The 19,611-nt window shown below is 69.1% G+C and carries 12 protein-coding genes; 7 read left to right on the top strand and 5 right to left on the bottom strand.

All coding sequences use genetic code 11. The features are described from left to right. Positions 1-183: 183 nt before the first annotated feature. The 3 genes from IEY56_RS02190 to IEY56_RS02180 all read right to left on the bottom strand — a co-directional run bounded on the left by IEY56_RS02190 (position 184) and on the right by IEY56_RS02180 (position 5,101). Complete coding sequence (locus IEY56_RS02190) at positions 184-789, bottom strand: response regulator transcription factor (protein ID WP_189035299.1); 606 nt, start codon at positions 787-789, stop codon at positions 184-186. Between the two features lie 372 nt (positions 790-1,161). Next, positions 1,162-2,454: an MFS transporter gene (locus IEY56_RS02185; RefSeq protein WP_189035298.1), complete on the bottom strand. Its 1,293-nt coding sequence runs from the start codon at positions 2,452-2,454 to the stop codon at positions 1,162-1,164. Positions 2,455-2,911: 457 nt separating this feature from the next. Continuing rightward, complete coding sequence (locus IEY56_RS02180; RefSeq protein WP_189035297.1) at positions 2,912-5,101, bottom strand: pentapeptide repeat-containing protein; 2,190 nt, start codon at positions 5,099-5,101, stop codon at positions 2,912-2,914. 234 nt (positions 5,102-5,335) lie between these two features. Between IEY56_RS02180 and IEY56_RS02175 the strand changes: the two genes are divergently transcribed. After that, the gene (locus IEY56_RS02175; protein WP_189035296.1) at positions 5,336-6,475 is read left to right on the top strand and encodes a hypothetical protein; all 1,140 of its coding nucleotides are present in this window, start codon (positions 5,336-5,338) and stop codon (positions 6,473-6,475) included. A 187-nt stretch (positions 6,476-6,662) separates the two neighbouring features. Here IEY56_RS02175 and IEY56_RS02170 read toward each other — a convergent pair whose 3' ends face one another. Then, complete coding sequence (locus tag IEY56_RS02170; protein ID WP_189035295.1) at positions 6,663-7,250, bottom strand: TetR/AcrR family transcriptional regulator; 588 nt, start codon at positions 7,248-7,250, stop codon at positions 6,663-6,665. Positions 7,251-7,331: 81 nt separating this feature from the next. Between IEY56_RS02170 and IEY56_RS02165 the strand changes: the two genes are divergently transcribed. The 6 genes from IEY56_RS02165 (at position 7,332) to IEY56_RS02140 (ending at position 18,276) form a co-directional block, all read left to right on the top strand. Continuing rightward, the gene (locus IEY56_RS02165; RefSeq protein ID WP_189035294.1) at positions 7,332-8,372 is read left to right on the top strand and encodes an NAD(P)-dependent alcohol dehydrogenase; all 1,041 of its coding nucleotides are present in this window, start codon (positions 7,332-7,334) and stop codon (positions 8,370-8,372) included. A 188-nt stretch (positions 8,373-8,560) separates the two neighbouring features. Beyond that, positions 8,561-10,195, top strand: a complete 1,635-nt coding sequence (locus IEY56_RS02160; protein WP_308424104.1) for a protein kinase domain-containing protein — start codon at positions 8,561-8,563, stop codon at positions 10,193-10,195. A 263-nt stretch (positions 10,196-10,458) separates the two neighbouring features. Next, positions 10,459-13,689, top strand: a complete 3,231-nt coding sequence (locus tag IEY56_RS02155) for an NACHT domain-containing protein (RefSeq protein ID WP_189035293.1) — start codon at positions 10,459-10,461, stop codon at positions 13,687-13,689. Between the two features lie 142 nt (positions 13,690-13,831). Beyond that, a complete protein-coding gene (locus IEY56_RS02150; protein WP_189035292.1) occupies positions 13,832-16,069 on the top strand; it encodes an ATP-binding protein in 2,238 nt (745 codons plus the stop codon). A 57-nt stretch (positions 16,070-16,126) separates the two neighbouring features. Continuing rightward, complete coding sequence (locus tag IEY56_RS02145; protein WP_229711479.1) at positions 16,127-17,677, top strand: ABC transporter substrate-binding protein; 1,551 nt, start codon at positions 16,127-16,129, stop codon at positions 17,675-17,677. Between the two features lie 449 nt (positions 17,678-18,126). Beyond that, entirely contained in the window at positions 18,127-18,276 is a 150-nt protein-coding gene (locus tag IEY56_RS02140; protein ID WP_189035290.1) for a hypothetical protein, read from the top strand. A gap of 215 nt (positions 18,277-18,491) precedes the next feature. Here the strand turns inward: IEY56_RS02140 and IEY56_RS02135 are convergent, their stop codons facing one another. Then, complete coding sequence (locus IEY56_RS02135; protein ID WP_189035289.1) at positions 18,492-19,025, bottom strand: hypothetical protein; 534 nt, start codon at positions 19,023-19,025, stop codon at positions 18,492-18,494. Positions 19,026-19,611: the final 586 nt, after the last annotated feature.

The following is a 19,611-nucleotide window of genomic DNA, read 5'->3' as shown; positions in this document are numbered from 1 at the left end:
CGCGAGAAATAACGCCCGATGTCTGTGGCACGGAACTCAGAATTCCATGCCGTCAGATGACAAAGTGCGAGCAGCTGATGGGGGTGGCGCATAGCCGGAACCAGAAGACGTGCACCGCCGCACCGCATTCATCGCAACGCATGGCGCATTACTCACCCGTGACGCCGGGACGGCCTCCGGCTTTCAGATCCAGTACGCATCCCGGGCGATACGCAAAGCGTCGATGCGGTTGCGCGCACCAAGCTTCGCCACCATGGAGGAGACATAGTTGCGCACAGTTCCCTCGGACAGGCAAAGCCGCGCCGCTATCTCCCCCACGGTGTCGCCGCAGGAAAGGTGCTCGAGAATCGATAACTGCCGGAGCGTGAGCGGACATCCCTCGTTGACCAGCGCCGCCACCGTCAATTCGGCGTCGAAGAACCGATCACCTTTGTGCACGGCGTGAATAGCCTCGAAAAGCCGCTGAGTGGAGTCATTCCTCCGCAGTATGCCGTCGACCCCGCCGGTGAAGGCTCTGCGGACAACCGGTCGAGGGCATTCGGTGGCGAGTAGCAGCGTTCGGCACGCCGGGAGAGTCGCAACCTTCTCGGCGAACTCGATGGTTTCGTTGTCCCGGCCGTCGAAACTGATGACCATGACATCCGGGCGACGGAGCTCGGCGAATTCGAGAGCAGCGGGCTTGCTTTCCAGCGACCCGACGACCGTAACGTCATCGCACTGCTCGATAAGTGTCGTGAGTGCAAGTCTGGACAAGTGCAGATCGTCGAAAAGCGCTACATCGATGCCCACTCGAGTCCTCCATCGATTGAGACCTCAGGACCATAACATACGTGTACGAAAATAGTTTCTTCCGTGAACACTTGAACACGCACCCTCGGGTTGCGGACGTTTTCATATGTTTTGCCTGGTTTGCTCAGTCGATGGATGCGGGCGGCGGATTCCTTTTCGACGCGGCCTCTCTCGCGCAACTCCACCGCGGTAGACACCCCCTGACAGGGGCTATCCATACGGGATTGGCTGGGAATCAAGACCTGCTGCTGCTATGACCGCGAACGGTGTCATCGTGCGCACTCGACGACGCACACACGCGCCCGCACAGAGAAACGAGGCCGGTCGGCTGTCGGGGGTACAGCGACCGGCCTCGCGCCATGGGCCGAGGTCTTACGAGACTTCGGACTGCTCGGTTTCTCCACTGGTGACCGCCGGAGCCGCGGGGGACTTCCGGGCTGTCTGCCGCACGCCGTGATGGACGTGGGTGAACACGACCAGGCCTGCCAGCATGATCGCGCCGAAGACGTACGGAACGGCAATGCCCAGTTCATACAGGCCGTTGCCCAGGAGCGGGCCGATCATGAAGGTCACGGCGACGGAGGCGTTGAACAGCCCCGCCACACTCGCCTGTTCCTTCTTCTCTGCGAGAAGCGTCGGCGCGGACATGACTCCCGGCATTCCGAATCCGAGACCGGCTCCGAGCAGAGCGACACCGACGCCGATCAGCGGACCGCTCGCGGACACCGCCACCACGACCATTCCGAGGGTCATCAGTACGGAACCCGCCCGCATGAAGTGCACGGGCGACCAGCTCAGCCGCGGAACCGCCACGACCTGCACGATGACGATCATCGCCGCCCCGGCCAGCGTCACCATGCCGGTCGCGGTGCCGGTCTGCTGGGCGTTCAGATGAAGCCTGTCCTGCAGCAGGAAGCCGGCCGTCATCAGCACCATGGTCATGGCCAGGTACAACCCGAATCCGATCGTCAGGAAGGGCCACAGACGACGGTCGAAGGGGCTGACCTTCACCGACTCCGGACGCTCCTCCCCCTTCTCCGGCTTGGGCACGCTGATCGCCACCACCACTGCGATGACGACAAGGATCGCCGGGGCCACATACATCGGGGGGAGCAGACCTGCGATGCTCAGCAGGCCGCCGACCGCCGGCCCCACAGCCAGGCCCAGGCCCTGCGCCGCACTGAAGACGGACATCCCCCGCACGCGCTCGGCTTCGCCGGACGTCATGCGCGCCACGTAAGACTGCGCGGTGACCGGGGTCGCAGCCCACGCAAGACCGAACAGCACACCGCGGGTGACGATGATCAGCACGTATGTCACGAGCTTGGGGAGCACGCCGGCCAGTCCGCTCTGAGCGACGACCGCGAACGCCAGAAGGCTGACCGTAGCCCCCACCAGCGAGATCAACAGCACCGTACGGTGTCCCCAGACGGCCGCACGGCGCCCCCAGAAGGTGCCCGCCAGCACCACTCCAGAGGCACCCACGAACATCACGAAACCCAGCGCCAGCTCACTGAAGCCGAGTTCACGCGCCAGCGGGGCGAGGATCGGGTTCACCATCTGCTGCCCGGTCATCAATCCGAACACCGCCAGGCAGACCAGCAGAATCGGTCGCCGGTTGACCAGCTTCGGCTGCTCCTCAGCAGCCGTTGAATCGGCGTTCACGCAAGGCTCCGTTCTGCGCACCGCTCACCCGCAGTCCAGCCACCACGAGACGTCGCAACCCACCGCACACACGGCCCCGCTCGGCACGACCGACGGACGTGCCTCCAGGACCGGATCGATCGTATAGACCCGGCACCACTTTGTCTACGCGTATATAAATTACTCGCTCCCCTGCCACAGCTGCGTCAACTGCGCCCTCTGGACGGCGAGTTGAGCACCCCGAACCATGGGCGCCGGGCCCGGTTCACCGGCCGGCCCGGACGGCGAGCGGGGCCGGGCACCCAGCTCACGGCAGGCGACCACCCGGGCCTGCCCGCCCCTGCAGGGGCAATCGAGTAGTTCCTCCCGGTCGTCCTGCCGATTCGCTAGAGGTTCCCTGGTGCTGGGCGCCCGAGGTTCGGGAGCCCAGCACCAGGTCGTGCACACCGCGCTGCCATGGCGTCCCGTCGTCCGCGCCCTACCGCTTGACGCGGTTGCGGACGGCCAGCAGGGCGAGGCCGAGCAGGACGGGTTCGGTGAGGCGGGAGAACATCTCGGTATACGTGCCGAAAGTGGTCAGCTCCTTGCCGCTGGAGCGGAAGACAGTCGAATTGAACACCACACGTATGGCGGGCTCGAACCGATCGCCGGAGAGCCGTTCGAGCAACGGCCCCTGGGGATTGACCGGGTTCGGGGTGTCGGTGGTCATGGTGATCCGCTCGCCCTCGACGGAGCCGGTGCTCTCCGGCTTCGGGTCGGCCTGCGGAAGACCCCACAGAACCATCAGCAGAACCGTGACGGCCATCGCCCCCAGCAGCCAGCCCAGCGCCCGGGAAGCGCGCAACCCGTAGCCGGAGACAGCCCAGTACAGCCACAGCAGCACTCGTTCGGCGCCGGATGAATGGCGGTCGTGGCGGCGCATCTCCATCTCTCCGTAGTAGAAGTCCGCGGCCCCCGGCTCGTTCTTCGCGTCCTCGAAGCCCTTGCGCAACTCCCGGTATACGGACGCCAACGCGGCGGGCTCCACCGGAGCTCCATCGCTTGGACCGGTTCTCCAGCCGGCCCCGGCGCGGCCTTGTGCGGCTCGCCAGTCATGTTCCTCGGCCAGGGTCTGCCTGGATGTGCAGCGCACCGGGAGCAGACCGCGGCGGAACCACCGCGACGGCGTGACGGCCAGCCGGCAGCAGCCATGCAGGCGCAGCTGGTCGAGCCGGATCGTTCCGGCGAAGCGGCACTCGCTCAGATCGACGTCGGCTAGCACCAGATGGGAAGCATCCACCCCCCGCAGGGACAGCACACGCACTGGCGGTTCCGGCACCGCGGATGGCCGCGACGTGTTCTCCTCGTCGTCTCTCGACGAGGCGGGTGCGGTGGTCGTGGCCACGCTGACCGGGTACTCCAGCACCGCGTCACTGAGGTCCACCTCTGCACGCCGGAGCCGCAGCACGGCCGTGGACGCCCAACGTGTACGGGAGCAGGAGACGTGTTCCGCGGCGATGTCGATCGTCACGGCTACCGCGAAGACCGCCGCCGAAAGATCCACCGCCTTCCGGCATTCCAGCGGGCCAAGTTGTGGAGCGGCTTCGAACAACGCTCTGCGGAAGGCGGCATTGCCCTCGAAAGTGGCTCCCTCGAAGCCTGCGTCACCTCCGAAGGCAGCCCCGGTGAACGTTGCGCGTTCTTTGAAGGTCGCTCCGACGAACCTGGTGGAGCCCCCGAACTGCGCTCCCCCGAACCATGCTTGATCCTTGAACGTTGTTCCGCCGAAATCGGCGTACCCCGTGAAGACCGTCTCGCTGAGCACGACTTCACGTTCAAAGGCCGCACTGCCGAACCACGCGTGACCGTCGACGGCCGCTCCGGTGAAATCCGCCACCCCCTGGAAGCTCACCTCGCCGAAGTCGGCACCGCCGCTGAACTGCGCTTCGGTGAATCGCGAGTCGCCGTTGAACCTCGCTCCGTGGGCCCCGACGTAGCCCTTGAAGTTCGCGTTGCGGAACACAGCGTGGTCCCCGAAGCTCGCTTCCTCGAACCGTGTGCGGTCCTCGAACTTGGCCCGTCCGAACATGGTGCGCCCCTCGAACCTCGCCCGGCTGAAACTGGCGCGGCTTGTGAAAGTCGCCTCGTCGAACCAGGCACCGCCGTCGAACCTCGCCTCGTCGAACGCGGCTTCACTGTCGAATTTCGCATAGTCGAACTCGGCGTCGCCCACGAATTGCGCGCCTTCGAATCGGGCGTCGCCCTCGAAGGTCGCCCCGTCGAACTTGGCCTGGCCCCTGAACCTCGCCCCGTTGAACGTCGCCCTCCCCGTGAAGATCACCCTGCGGAACCGGACCGCTCCCTCGAAGACCGCCCCGTCGAAGCGTGCTGTCCCCACCGAGACGGGCTCGTTCGGCGAGGAGCGGAGGGGCTGCCAGAGGCTTTCGAGGAGGGCGGCATCGATGGTGGTGCCCCGGTGGTCGAGAGTGCTCCCAGGGCCCAGCGAACTCAGATAGGCGTGCCGGTCGCTGTCGTCCAGGTGCGCCAGGCAGGCGTCGAACAGTCCGAAGCCGATGCCCCCGTCCGCCGGTCGGGAGCGCACGACGAGCCGCCCACGGCAGCCGACAGGGTCTGCGTCGCCGGCGCCGCGGCCGCAGTGCGGGTACTCGGGTTCGGAGTTGGCGGTCATGTCAGGCTCGACGCGTCGGCACCCGTGGCGGTTGCCAATCTCGGTGGCAGACGGCCTCGTCGGCGTACGGACGACCCGGCCCGATCCCGATTGGCCGTCAGTTCCCCGTGTGCGGCGGCGGACCGGCGTAGCGATACGCCCGGTCCACACCTCCGCGTACTGTGCCTCACTGAGCCTGACCATCGACGTCCGCAGTGCGAATCCGCTCGGAACAGAGGTGGCAAGGAGCGACGCGTGAGCAGGAACTGGGGGGAACGGGTGGGGAATTGGGTTCGGCAGCACCGTAAGTGGCTGCGGGTTTCGACGTGCGTGCTGGTCGTGCTGGCCGTCGTCGGGTTCTCGGCGCGGGCGCCGTTAAAGGACCTGTGGCTGGCGCACAAGGCGTGCGGAGGCAAGCTGCCGCATGGCGATGTGCAGACGGTAAGGACGGATGCGCGGCTCGGATCGGAGGAGGAGTCCTTCGACGAGGAGCAGGGCCGGTACAGCTGCGTGCTGAAGAACGACGAGGGCACGGTCGTGGTCGCCGTGGACGCCTATCTCGCCGGGTTGGACCGAGCTGAGGAGATGTCGAGCATCGCCAGATTCTATGCTCCACATGCGGTGCTGCCGGGCGGACTACCCGGGTTCGAGGTGGAATACAGCCGCGTCTATCTCATGCCCGAGTGCCCACGACGCGCCGGGCATGCGTTGGGGGGACATCACAGGCTCCTGGTCGGCACATGGACGTACTCGGCCAAGAGCCGTGAGGAGAAGTCGGCCATGCTACGGCTCGCTGTGCGGATGACCAATGAGATGACCGAGAGGCTCGACTGCGGCGGCGAGCCGCTCCCCATGCCGAAGCACGGCGCCGTGCCGGACCGGGGCAAGTACGCGACCCGAGCACAAGCGAAAGGCACCGCCTGCAACGCTCTGTCCGTGGCCCGCCCCTGGGAGGATCCGGAATGGAGGGTCCGCATCGCCATTGCTGAAGGCGGGGTGATGGGGCGTTGCACCCTGTACGCGCCACCGCTGGCCCCCAAGGACCGTGATCACATCGATCCGCTCGTCGAACTCACCAGCTGGCGCGGCAACTGGGGCGGGAACATGTACGAACTGGGCGCGGAAGTGCATTCGCTTCCGATGGGCGAGCACGCGGCCTGGAAGCCCGCGCTCTCCGAGACCCTGGCATGGGCCGTCGCCAGATGCGGCGGCGAGAATGTCGGCTTCGGCGCCAACTGGAGCTACAACTCGCCATACCGAGCGGATGCGACGTCAGAGACAGAGGCCACGCGGAAGAGGCAGCGCAAGCAGCTGAGCGCGTACGTTACCGCGTTCGCGAAGGACCAGGTGCGCCGCGGAAACTGCACGAGACTGCAGCTGCCGGAAAGCTCATGAGACGTGCACGCGCGAGCGTCACAAGCCGAAGGCTGACGGTGCGTCGCTATCGGCTGCCCTTTCCGGCAAGGAACCGCACCGATCCCTCTCCACAGGTGCACGACTGCGCCGGAGTTGCTGTGCAGGTGTGAGCGCCCGTGGGACTCGGCACTGCGTGGCGAGCGCATCGGACAGGACGACAGCGGAACTAGGACGGCGTCAGCGCGCGTCGGACGCAGTCGCGGAGCAAGGTCCGGCGCCGCTCGTGCACTTCAGCGGGCTCCTGTGCGGTCGCGGCGTAGACATTGCTGACCGGTGACCATGCCATCGACATGGCGATCACCATGGCCATGACGTCGAACGGGTCTCCGTCGCGCACCAGACCGGCGGCCTGGGCTTCGGCGATGGCCCGCAGCTTGGGGGTGTCGAGGCGGCCCGATTCCTCGACCAGGTGGCCCGCCGGACGCCGCTCCAGGCGGGCCCAGGTGGCCAGGCGGATGAGGTCGGGGCGGCGGAGATACTCGTCGTAGAGGCGCACGGCCCAGTCCGCGAGGTCGGTGGCGTCGACAGGGACGACGTCCATGATCCGCTCCAGCGAGCCGAGGAAGATGGTGTCGAAGAGCCCTTCCTTGTTTCCGAAGTAGCCGTAGAGCTGCGCCTTGTTGGTCCGTGCCGCGGTGACGATCCGCTCCACACGTGCGCCCGCGATCCCGTGTTCAGCGAACTCCTGCGTCGCCGCGTCGAGGATGCGCTGGTACGTCGCGGCTCCGCGCGCGGTCAGGGGCTGATCGGCCATGCACCGACATTAACAGACAGACTGGTTGGTCTATTGCTAGAGTGAAATAGACCAACCAGTCTGTCTGCAAGAGGAGGCCTCATGAGGAGAACCATCGGCTGGCGGGCGGACGGGCCGTCGACTGCCTTGCGAACGGCTCCACTTGATCGGCGCGACCTGCGCCCCGACGACCTCGCGGTCCGCGTCGACTACTGCGGTGTCTGCCACACCGACGTGCACGCCCTCAGCGCCCGGACCGGCGAGGACCCTCCCCTGGTGCCGGGCCACGAGTTCACGGGCGTGGTGACCGAGACCGGCACCGCGGTCACCCGCTTCGCCGTCGGCGACCAGGTGGCTGTCGGCAACATCGTCGACTCGTGCGGCGAGTGCGCCATGTGCCGGGCGGGGCAGGAGAACTTCTGCCACGCCTTCCCGACCCTGACCTACGGCGGCGTCGACCGCCACGACGGATCGACGACCCTGGGGGCCTTCTGCCGCGAGTACGTCGTCCGCGACCGCTTCGCCCACCTTCTGCCCCCGGGCCTGGATCCGGCGGCCGCCGCTCCCCTGCTCTGCGCCGGAATCACCGTCTGGGAGCCGTTGCACGCCCTCGGAGTGGGCCCGGAGACCCGCGTCGCCGTGGCGGGACTGGGCGGGCTGGGCCATCTCGCGGTCAAGATGGCCGTCGCGCTCGGCGCCGGGACCACGGTCCTCAGCCGCTCACCGGACAAGGCCGGTGACGCCCGGCGCCTCGGCGCCCACGGCCTCGTCGTCTCCACGGATCCGGAGCAGACGGCGGCGGCCCGCGACCGCTTCGACGTCGTCATCGACACCGTCTCCGCCCCGCACGACCTCGGCACCTACCTGCGCATGGTCGCCATGGACGGCACCCTCTGCCACCTCGGTCACCTCGGAGCCGTGACCGTGGAGACCACCGATCTGCTCGTAGGACGCAAGTCCCTCACCTCCGCTGGCAGCGGCGGCCTCCCTTCGACCGCTTCGATGCTCGACTTCTGCGCACGTCACGCCATCACCGCCGACATCGAACTGCTGCCCTCGGCACAGGTGAACGAGGCGCTGGACCGTCTGCGGCGCAACGACGTCCGCTACCGCTTCGTTCTCGACATGTCCGACCTGGACTGACCGTTCCGCCTCCGTACCGGCACGAAAGCGTGAAGCTGTCGCCCGGAACCGACGGCCCGTCAGACGGCGTTTACGCTGGCACAGGCGGCCAGGTCCGGAAAACCCGGATCAACGCCGCGCGACGCAGGGGGGTTTGTGTGGTGAGGGCCTTGCAGCCGGGGGACCCACGTACTGTCGGGAACTACCGCTTGTCGTGCCGTCTCGGTGCGGGCGGCATGGGCGAGGTGTTCCTCGGGACCTCCCCGGGCGGACGGCGCGTCGCGGTGAAGCTGGTACATGCCGAGCTGGTGCGGCAGCCGGAGTTCCGTTCCCGGTTCCGCCGGGAGGTCTTGGCCAATCGGCTGGTGAGCGGGGCGTACACGGCACCAGTGCTGGACGCGGACCCCGACGCGCCCGCTCCCTGGCTGGCGACCAGCTACGTGCCCGGCCCGTCGCTGCGGCAAGCCGTCGCCGACCAGGGGCCGTTCCCTCCGGCAACGGTGTCCGCCCTCGCGGCGGCGCTGGCCGAAGGGCTGATCTCGATCCACGACGCGGGGCTCGTGCACCGCGACCTCAAGCCCTCCAATGTGCTGCTCGCCGAGGACGGGCCGCGAGTCATCGACTTCGGGATCGCGCGTGTCGACGACGCGAGCAGGATCACCAGAACGGGCATGATGATCGGCTCCCCGGGGTTCATGTCCCCCGAGCAGATCAACGGCGCGGACATCACCCCGGCCAGCGATGTCTTCTCCCTCGGCGCGGTGCTCGCCTACGCGGCGACCGGCGCCAATCCGTTCGGTGAGGGACCGGCCCATGCGATGGGCTACCGGGCTGTCTACGAGGAACCCGACCTCGAGGCCCTCGGGCCGCCGGCCCTGCGCAGCCTCGTCGCCGACTGCCTGGCCAAGTCCCCCGAGCAGCGGCCCGCTCCTCAAGACGTCCTCTCGCGCACGGGTTTCGACCAGGAGCTCACCACCCTGCTCGACAACGCCGCCTGGAAGCCCGCCGCCGACCGCGTCCACAGCTCCGACCGGGCGGTCGCCGAGGCAGAGACGGCCACCCGGAACGACGTCGATCTACGGGAGGCCCCGCCCGAGACCACGCCTGCGGCGGCCCCGGAACCGAAACCGCGACGCGGCCTCACCCGGCGCACCGCAATGGCCGCCGCCGCCGGCATCATCGTGGCCGCTGCCATACCGGCCGGCTTCTACCTCACTAGCGAAGAGGTGCCCGCTCCGATCGCGGCATGGCCTCTGGACACGCGGTCGGAAACCGCCGACACCGTCGGCGACCGGGCTGCGAAGCAGTACAGGATGGGCTGGGGAGACGGCGCGGACGGGGCGGCACTGTTCGCCGGCAGGAGCGACGTCGTCGTTCACGACAAGGTGGTGGACACCGCTCCGGACAAGGCCTTCAGCGTCTCCGCGTGGGTGTATCTCGGCAAGAGGCCCGAGGGCATGGCGACCGCCGTCGCGCAGTCCGCCGGGGACAGCAGCGACTTCTTCCTGCGGTACGCGCCGGCAGAGGGCCGCTGGGCCTTCGCGGACAGGGAGGGCGGCGCGACATCACGTGCTCAGGCCGAACTGAAGAGGTGGACCCACCTCGTGGGCGTGCGCAGGAAGCACTCGCTGCACCTCTACGTCGACGGCGTCGAGCAGCGGTCCCGAACGGCGGCGAGCCCCGCGGTCCGGGCCCCGGGCGACAAGCTGTTCATCGGGCGGGCGAACGGTGCCGACGGCAGGGCGACCGACTGGTTCCTCGGCAGCATCCGGGACGTCAAGGTATTCGACGTGGCGCTGTCGCCGGAGCAGATCGAGACCCTTGCGGAGCCGAAGGACGAGTGAGCGCCTGGCCCCCTCGCTCCCGGGTCCCGACGGCACCTTCGGATCCGGGCACGTTTTTTCGGTGGGGGCTCCTGGAGCAGGGGCTCCAGACATCGCGCAGAGCGTCGGATTGCGTGCCTCTCCTTCTCCGGCATCACGCGGGCGCGACCGCGAACGAATACCCCAACGGGCAAGTGTGATCTGTGCCGTTGGGGCCTCGTACGCGGCGAGGGCGCCGCTAGGCTGAGGCGCGTCCAGCGGGGAGCGCACAAGGGGGGACGGCTGTGGAAGGCGGCACCACGGGGCTTCAGATCGCCGCGAAGACAGTCGTACCGCTGCTGAAGCGGCTCCTGCTGCCCGCGTCCCGCGTACCGGCTGCGGAGTACGGAGCGAGAGCGGTCCCCGTCCGCCGGCTGCTGGCCTTCGTTCGCGAGCACCGCACGCTCACCGAGGACGATCTGCACAAGCTCGCACGGGAGTTGGTCCGGCGTGCCGTGCTCGCGGCGGGCCCGCACGATCCGCCCGTCGTCCCGGAACAGCGCGACGCCGTCGGGCAGGCCCTGACCCGTACGCTCCACGCGCTCGGGGACCTGGACATGGACGATGTGCAGGCTGTCGCGCTCGGACCGGAGGCCCTGGCCGCCAAGCTCGCGGAGGCGGCGGGGACGCAGACGCGGCGTCTCCTCGGTGACGACGCCGGGCGGTTCCACGACAGGCTGCTCGTCACGGCGTGCGTGCACATCCTCTGCTTCTTCAGCGAACGGCCCGGTTTCGCGGCGCGGGCGGACGTGGAAACGCGCCAGGAAGTCCGGGAGATCAACGAGAAGGTCGGCCGCGTGATGGAGCAGCTCGGCCGTCTCTCGCGTGAAGAGGCCGAGGGCGACGCGGAGTTCGAGGCGGATTACGCGGCGTTCGTCGTCCGCCGTCAGAATCGCCTCGCCATCCACGGAGTGGACCTCGACGGCCCGGGTGATGCCAACTGGCCGCTGGAGAGCGCGTATCTCACTCTCGACACCGTCCCGGCACACGCCGGCCCCGGGCCAGTGGGGTCCGACGGCCCCGGGGAGGAGGGCGAGGACGGCGAAGAGCCGGAGGCCGAGCGGGCGGGCAGGCCGCTCGAGGCGGCGTTCGCCGATCACGAGCGCGTGATCCTGCGCGGCGTCGCCGGGACCGGCAAGACGACGTTGGTGCAGTGGCTCGCGTTCATCACCGCGCGGCAGAAGGGCGCGGACGGGGGCGCTCTGCCGCCGCAGCTGACCGGCCGCGTGCCCTTCGTCCTGCCGCTGCGCAACCTGACCCGCAGGAACGCCGAGCTGCCCTCCCCCAAGGACTTCCTGGGCTGGGCCGGCGGCGTGATGGAAGCCCCTGACGGGTGGGCCCAGCGCGTGATGAGGAGCGGGCGTGCTCTGATGCTGATCGACGGCGTCGACGAGATTCCGCTGGACCAGCGCGACGGCGTGCGCGAGTGGCTGCGCGACCTGCTCGCGTCCTTTCCGGGCAACCTGTGGCTGGTCACGACCCGTCCCGCCGCGCTGGAGAAGGGCTGGCTCGCGGGTGAACTCTTCCGCGAGTACAGGCTCGACGCCATGCGCCCCTCGGACACGCGGCGGTTCGTGGAGCGCTGGCATGTCGCGGCGGGTGCCGACGAGGCCTCCGGCCGGGACCTCACCGATGTGCTGCGCTCGACCCCCGAGTTGAGCAGGCTGGCCACCAACCCCCTGATGTGCGGCCTGATCTGCGCGCTGAACCGGGAACGGCGGGGCGTCCTGCCCCGCGACCGGGTCACCCTGTACGAGGCGGCGCTCGACATGCTGCTGCGGCGCCGCGATCCCGAACGCAAGGTCTACACGAAGCTCAACCGGGAGTCGGCCACGGAGCCGCTGAAATGGCTGGCGCACTGGCTGATCCGCAACGAACGTACGCAGCTGGACCGTGACGACGCGGCGGAGCTCGTACGCCGGCTGCAGCTGTCCGTGCCGCTCCTGGCGGATCTGGGATCCGCCGAGGAGGCGCTCCAGTTCCTGCTGGAGCGCTCCGGCCTGCTGCGGGAACCCACGGAATCGACGGTCGCCTTCATCCACCGCACCTTCCAGGATTTTCTCGGCGCCAAAGCGCTGCTTGAGGAACGGGACATGGGCATGCTGATTAACAACGCGCACCTGGACGAGTGGGAGGACGTGGTGCAGATGGCGGTTGCCCAAGGTGACCACTCGCAGCGCGCCGACATCCTCAACGGTCTCACCGAGCGCGCCCTCCGGACGCCGCAGCCTTCCGTCCAGGCACGCCTGCAGTTGCTCGCCCTGGCGTCGCTGGAGCTGGCGACCCGGCTCGCGCCGGAGGTACGGCAGACCGTCAGGGAGCACGCGTCCAGCATGCTGCCGCCCAAGAGCCTGCGCGAGGCGAGAGCGCTGGCACGCACAGGGCCTCTGCTGCTCAACCTCTTACCCGATGCGGCCGAGCTGACGGGAGACGAGGAACTCGCCACCGTGCACGCAATCTGCCAGATCGGCGGCGACGCCGCCATCACGCGGCTCAAGGAGTTCCTGGGTACCGGCCAGGCGTCTGTCCGGGCCCAACTCCTCGGTCACTGGGACCGGTTCGACACGGAGACCTACGCCGAGGAGATCATCCGCCCGCTGCTGGAATCGACCCCCGGCGGCGTGGTGACCGTACGGTCGCAGGGCGAGCTCGCCGCGCTGAGCCGCATGGACGGCCGTGAACGAGTGGGCTGCCACGGCGACTTCGCCCTCGGAGACGTCCTCGCCGCCCTCGACCCGGGCAGCCTGCGGGAGTTGCGGCTGCGCGGCACTCACGGGCTCAACAACGGTCTCGGCGAGCTGGAGCGGTTCGGCCGCCTGGATACGCTCGTGCTGGAGGGCTGCCGCGACCTGACCGACCCCGCACCCCTCACCCGCCTCCGGAACCTGAAACGGCTGACGCTGCGCAACCTTCCGGGCTTCGAGCCGATGAGCACGCTCGAAGAGTGCGCCTCGCTGGAGGAGCTGCAGGTGGGCAGCGACGTGCCGTGGAGGGGCCTGAGCGACCTGCCGCGCACCGGCGACCTGCGGGTGCTGGCGCTCCCGCCGGCGGCCTCCGAGCTGGACGGCATAGAGGGCTTCGGCTCCCTGGAGGAGCTGCATCTGCGGGAGGCGAGCGGACGGCTGCTGCCGGAGCTGTGGGGCTCGCTGCTGGGCGGCATGCCGCGGCTGAGGACGCTCTCGCTCTCCCCCTCGCAGCTCAGCACGCTGCTCTTCGCGGCTCCCCGCGTCGAGATACCGCAGGTGACGCGTCTGGAAGTGCGAGCGCGCGCGGGGACCCGCCTGGACCTGGACACCATCGCCCTGCGGCTGCCGGGGCTGAGGGAGCTTCATGTCTTCCAGGCCGCCGAGATCGACCTGTCCCAACTCGTGAGGCTGCGGGACCTCCAGCACGTACGGCTGGAGTATCCGGGGGTGGTCCACGGCGGGGATCTGCTCCCCGAGGAGGTGGATATCGACATCTACCCGCACTCGTGACGACCTCACCCGTACCGCCCTCCACACTGTCACGCGCTGGCCCCACGCGGTGACGCAGATGTAAGTTCTTTGCTTCCAGCAGTAGTTGGCGAGCCGGCCGGCGCGAGAGGCGTCGGGCGGATGACGCATCGGGTGCATGTGCATGGCGGACAGAGCGCGGCTGCTCTACGGGCGCGATCCCCTCCTGCGTTCCCTCATGCCACAGCTCACCGGCCTCGCATACGGCGAACGCGCGCGAGTGCGCTGGGAGCCCCGCCCCGACCCTCCCGTCGTCCTGATCACCGGACAGCACGGCATGGGGCGTACCGCGGTACTGGACGCGCTCGCCTCGCGGTACGCGGGCCGGCTGCCCTTCGCGTACATACGTGCCGTGCCCCCCGACCAGCGTCCCACCGCAGCGGGACGCGACGGGGCTCCGAGCACCGCCGCAAACCTGGTGCAGCTCCTCCAGGAACTGGTGTGCGGCCTCGCCCCCGGCCTCCCCTCCCGGTATCCGCTGCGCCGCCCCAGCGCACGGCATCCGTTCCGCGTTCTGCTCCCCGGGCTGGTGGCCGTCTCGACGTGGGAGGCCGGCGCCGTCGCCGAACGCGACGAGACCTGCCTGCGCATCGCCCGGATGCTGATCGCGTGCGGCCTCAGCAGCGAGGAGCCCGGCGATCTCGCCCGCGCCCTGGCCGAAGCCGTCGACCTGCCGCCGGAACAGGGCGGAGACGAGGTTGACCTCGGTGCCGAAGCCGGGCGTCACGAGCGGGAGAACGGGAGCAAGCAGAAGGACAGCGGCAACCGGGAGGACGCGCACCGCCGGCAGCTGACGCAGCGCCTGGCCGAGAAGCTCGAGGAGTTCTGCCCGGTCTCCCCGGCGCAGATCTGGTACGGGAAGCAGCACGGCGAGGTCGCCGCCGCTTCGGCGGACAGCCCGGCTCCGCTGGTCCGACTCGGCCTGCGGCTGCACCAGGGCGGCGACCCTGGGCACGCCAGCGCGCGCACCCTCGTGGCCGCCCTGCTTCACGACATCGCCGCCGCGTACGGACCACTCCAGCGCGCCAACCGGGAACGCTGGCCTCTGATCCTGCTGGACGACGCCCACCACCCGTCCGGGAAGCGCTTCATCGACCTGCTGCTCGGCGAAAGGGCGAAGCCCGACCGGCAGCCGGACGACCACCTCATCGTCGCCGCGACCCATCTCGGGGGCGTTCCCGACGACGCACCCGACGCGGTGCGCTGCGAACTCCCCCTGCTGGCCGAGGCGTTGAGCGAGACGGCGCCCAGGCGGGGCCGCTCGCCGTCCGCGGGGCTCCTCGTCGTCCCGCTCACGCCGCTCGGGCCGGGAGAGATCCTCTCCCTGCTCGACCGGGCGGACACCACGCTCCACCACTACCTGGCCTCCGCCGTCTACGCGGTGACCGACGGCCATCCCGCGGCGAGCGAGATGTTCTGCGACGCCGTTCTGGCCGCCGTACGCGGAGGGCAGGACGTCGTCCCCGAGTCGCTGCTGAGGCTGCGGGGCCCGGACGGGCGGCCCGTCACGACGGCGATACTCGAGCGCCTCGTGCCGGAGCCGCGTCAGCGCCACCGTCTCGTACAGCTCTGCCTCGCCCGCGATCGCACGGCGGCCGAGGCGCTCGCCGGCCACCTCGGCCTGCGTGGGCCGGAACAGCTCCAGGCCAACGCCGCGGAGGACTATCTGGAGACGCACCAGTGGCAGCGCTACCCCACCTCTGACGGCCCGCTTGTCGCCCACCCGCTCCTCCAGCGGCTCCTGATGGCCGAAGCGCGCCGCATCATGAGCGACAAGGGCGGTGAACTCTGGCAGGACGTCCACGACTTCCTCGTCCAGCACCACCGCGACCCGGGCAACGGCGGCGTCGAGCACGCGCAGTGGCACTCCATGGCCGCGGGCAGGACACAGACGGTCGCCGGCGTGCTGGAGGAGCTGTTCGAACTGGGGAAGGGCCAGCGCGGAGGAGCCGGAGAGTGGCTGACGCTGCTGGCGTACTGCGCGACGGCCCCCGTACCGCCGTGCGACGACGGGGAGGACGCCCGTACGGGTACGGCGCTCCGCGAGCAGGCGGGCCCGCCCGGGAATCCGGGCCCCTACGACGAGGCCGGGTCACGCGACGAGGCGCTGCTCTCCATCAACAGCCTTCTGCACGCGCTGTGGTGCCTGTCCGAGGCGCACACCGAACCCGACCGCGACCTGCGTGCCGCCGTACGCGAGGAGTTCGGCTGCCTCTCCCGGCTGCACCCCACATGGCGCACCGAGTTGCGGCACGTGGCGCGCACGTGGCCGGCGGCCGCGGAGAAGAAGCGCCCGTTCACCGTTCCCCCGGCCACCGCGGACAAGCCCGGCACGAGCCAGTCCTTCCGCGGCCCGGCCTGACAGCTCTGATTGCGAGGAACATTGCGCTTAGCGATTCACCACAGGGAGTGGGGCCCCGTGACGGGGACCTTGGCGGCCGTCGCCGCCGGAACCGTCATCGTCGCCGTCGTCTCGCTGGTCACCTGGCTCTGGCCCGACCAATGCCAGGAGGGCCTGGAGGCCGTGGACGGCGAGTGCGTCGGGGTGACGGACCGCGCCTTCGAGGTGAAGGACCCGGAGACCGGAAAGCTGCTGCAGGAGATCGAGAAGCAGAACGACCGGGTGCGGGACAAGTACGAGTCGCCGTCGGACACTCCGTACGTGCGGGTCGCGCTGAAGATGCCGTTCACCTACGACGACACCAGCGCCATGACGCCCGACATGATCCGCCGCGCCGTGGCCGGAGCGCTGGCCGCACAGCAAGAGGTCAACGAGAAGGCAGCGCCACACCTTCAGCTGCTGCTCGCCCCGGACGGCAAGGACCTCGACAAGTGGCTTCCGGTGCATGAGCGGCTCTCCGAACTGGCCCGGGAGAAGGAGAACCCGCTGGTGGGCGTCGCGGGCATACCGAGCAGCACCTCGGAGACGCGCGAGGCCATCGACGATCTGAGCAAGAGGAAGATCCCCACCGTCGGCCCCACCACGACCTCGGCCGATATGAACTCCCAGTACTTCTTCAAGACTTCACCGAACAACAGAGAGTTCGCCGAGGCTCTGAAGCAGTATCTGAAGCGTGACGAGCACGGTGCGGAGGGTCGGCGTCCCGAGCGGGGGTTCCTGCTCTACGACCGGCAAGCCACGGACGTCTACTCGAAGAACCTGCGCAAGGTCATCGATGAGGAGTTCGGCAAGACCTGGGGCCTCGAGGACAGCAGCGCCCCCTACCTCGGCGTCACCGGCAACAAGAAGGGCATACCACGGCGCTTCACGGGCGCAGTCGGCAAGATCTGCAGGGGGCCTGACTACGACACCATCTTCTTCGCGGGGCGCGACCAGGACCTGCCCGCCTTCGTGGAGAAGATCGCGGACTCGCCGTGCGGCGACGGCCGCAAACTCCGCATCCTCAAGGTGGGTATCGGACTCGACCCCACCCTGACCTCCGAAGAGACCCGGCTGAACCTGCTGGACGCCAACGCCCGGCTCGTCAACGCCTCCTCCGTCGACACCTCCTGGTGGCGCGGCGGTGAGGCGCCCTTGGGAGTGACGCGCTTCCTCCGCGAGTTCCGCGGCTTCGAGGACACCTACAAACTGGGCCGGCGCTCGCTGGACGACGGCTACTCGGCCATGTACTACGACTCCGTCCAGATCCTCGCCGACGCCGTCGACTACAGCTTCGACGACCTCAACAAGGGGCACACGGGGTCCCCGAAGATCCCGGACAAGGACCTCGTCTACGACACCCTTCTCGACCCGAGCATCGACGAGGACAGGTGCGACGAATGCCTTCGCGGCGCCGGAGGCAGATACGGCTTCGGATTCGAGCGCAGCGGCCAGAACCAGCAGTGGTCGGTGTGCAAACCGGTCCCGGTCCTCGAGTTCAGTTGGGACACGGGGCCCGACCCGAAATCCGTCGACCCGCTGTACCGCACGTACAGGGGCACAGACCCGGACGCCTGCCCACGGGAATGAGACCGTGTCACACCACGCGCCGCCGATCCGGGGCCGGGTTCGCCGCATCGGGGCGGGTTACGTTCATCTCCACCAGCCCTCGTACTGGATGGAAGGGCTCAGGATCGGAGGGCAGGCCTTTCTCGATGACCGCCGCAGCCCTTGCCAGGAGTAGGTCGGCTTCGGCGACTCCGCGGACTCCTCACCGGGAGGTTTCCCATGTCGTAGCCGATTCCAGTCGTGCGGCTCTCGTAGAACGACAATGGGAGCAGCACGAGGACAGCGGCTGCCACGAGAAGGCTCGTCGGGCGCCGCCATCCGCTTCTCCTGGCGCCCCATCGGGCAGTTGAGGTTCGCGTCGCCGGGGCCGGGCCGTCAGGTCCGGCATCGCTTTCGGAGCCAGCGGCTTCCCGTACCCGAGAGGTTCCTGCGGCGTGGTGGTGGTCCGGCGAGCCGGGGGTGGTCGCGGCGTGTTCGTCGACGAGCTGCCCGCGGATGACCTTCCGGCCGTCAGCGGAATGGCCGGCTTCGGCGGACGGCGCGGTGAAGTCGAGTTCCGCGCTCAGCTCGTCCAACGCAGCCCGGGAGGCGGCAGTGCCGGCAGTTCGCGGGTGCACTGACAGAACTGGCGGACGCTCGATATGTGACCCGGACACGGGAACGAGGGAGCAATTGTGGCCCCGCTGCTCGGAGTCGAGCAGCGGGGCCCCAGTGGGGCCCGCGTCACCTGCCGCTGCGCGATGCGAACCCCCGGCAGGCCGGGTCGCGCGGGACAGAAGCGTCCCCGTACTTCAGCGGCCGACCGACGGACCTCTCGGGCCGGGCAGAGGGACGGTCACTTGCCTTCCCGGCCCGGCAGATTCGCGGACGCCACACCGTTGTTCCGGACCAGATCGGCGACGTTTTCTGTCGAGACGCGCTTCCATTCCGAATCGCTCGGGAAGTTGATCTCGTTGAAGATGACGTTGGTCCCCTCGCGAACCTCGTACTGGTACTCGTAGTTCACCCGGGTGACGCGTTGTCCCTGCGGCGTGACCATCTGCTGGGAGTCCACCGCGTCCATCCCGACGGCTCGTATCTGGTAACTGCGGTCCACGGAGAGGTCGAACGCTTCCAGCTTGCCCGGCTTGGTCATGGGCCGCCCGTTGACCTGAACGGTCTCGCCCGGCTGTTTCACGGGGATGCTCACCTTGTCCCCTGTGGTGTTGGGATGCCACGCGCTCAACAACCCGTTCTTCCAGCTCGCTTCCGGCAGCGGGCCGGCGCTGGGCGGGTCGACGTGGCCCGGGAGATACACCGTGGCCGAGTACGGAGAGGTGATGTTTCCGCTTGCGCTCGGCGCCGGCTTGTAGGCGTCCAGCCCGGGCACTTCGTGCGTCGGGATGAGAACGTCCGGTCCGATCTCCAGCGGCCGGCCGGGGAGATTCCCCGGAGCCGCCGGCAGCGGGCCGGATTCCGTAGGGGCTGGAGCAGCCTGGAGGCCGTCGGCAGCGTGGCGCTCGGGCTCCGCGACAGGCGCCGGAGCCGGGGCGGGCGGGGCTCCGAGAAGGCCGCGGAGATCTGTCGGTTCGATGGCGCCCTGCGAGGGTGGCACGGGTGCCGGCCCCTGGTCCGCAGGCGCGGGAACCTGAGCCGGATTCTGGGTAGGCGCAGCGGGCACCGGAGCCGGCCCCTCAGCGGCCGGGAGACCGTCCGCGGCATGACGCTCGGGCTCGGCAACCGGTCGTGGAGCCGGAGGCGGACCCACAGGCGCAGGCGGCGGACCCACAGGCGCAGGAGCAGCCGGCGCCGGGAGACCGTCCGCAGCATGACGCTCGGGCTCGGCAACCGGCCGCGGAGCCGGAGCGGGCGCAGCCGGAGGCGGACCCGCAGGCGCAGGCGGCGGGCCCACAGGTGCGGGAGCGTTCCCGGCACGAGCGGGCGGCGGACCCGCAGGCGCAGGAGCAGCCGGGGCC

Origin of the sequence: Streptomyces daqingensis (assembly GCF_014645895.1) — a bacterium.
Taxonomy (GTDB): Bacteria; Actinomycetota; Actinomycetes; order Streptomycetales; family Streptomycetaceae; genus Streptomyces; species Streptomyces daqingensis.
Note: the sequence above shows the minus strand (reverse complement) of the source record. Positions and strands in the feature narration are given on the sequence as shown.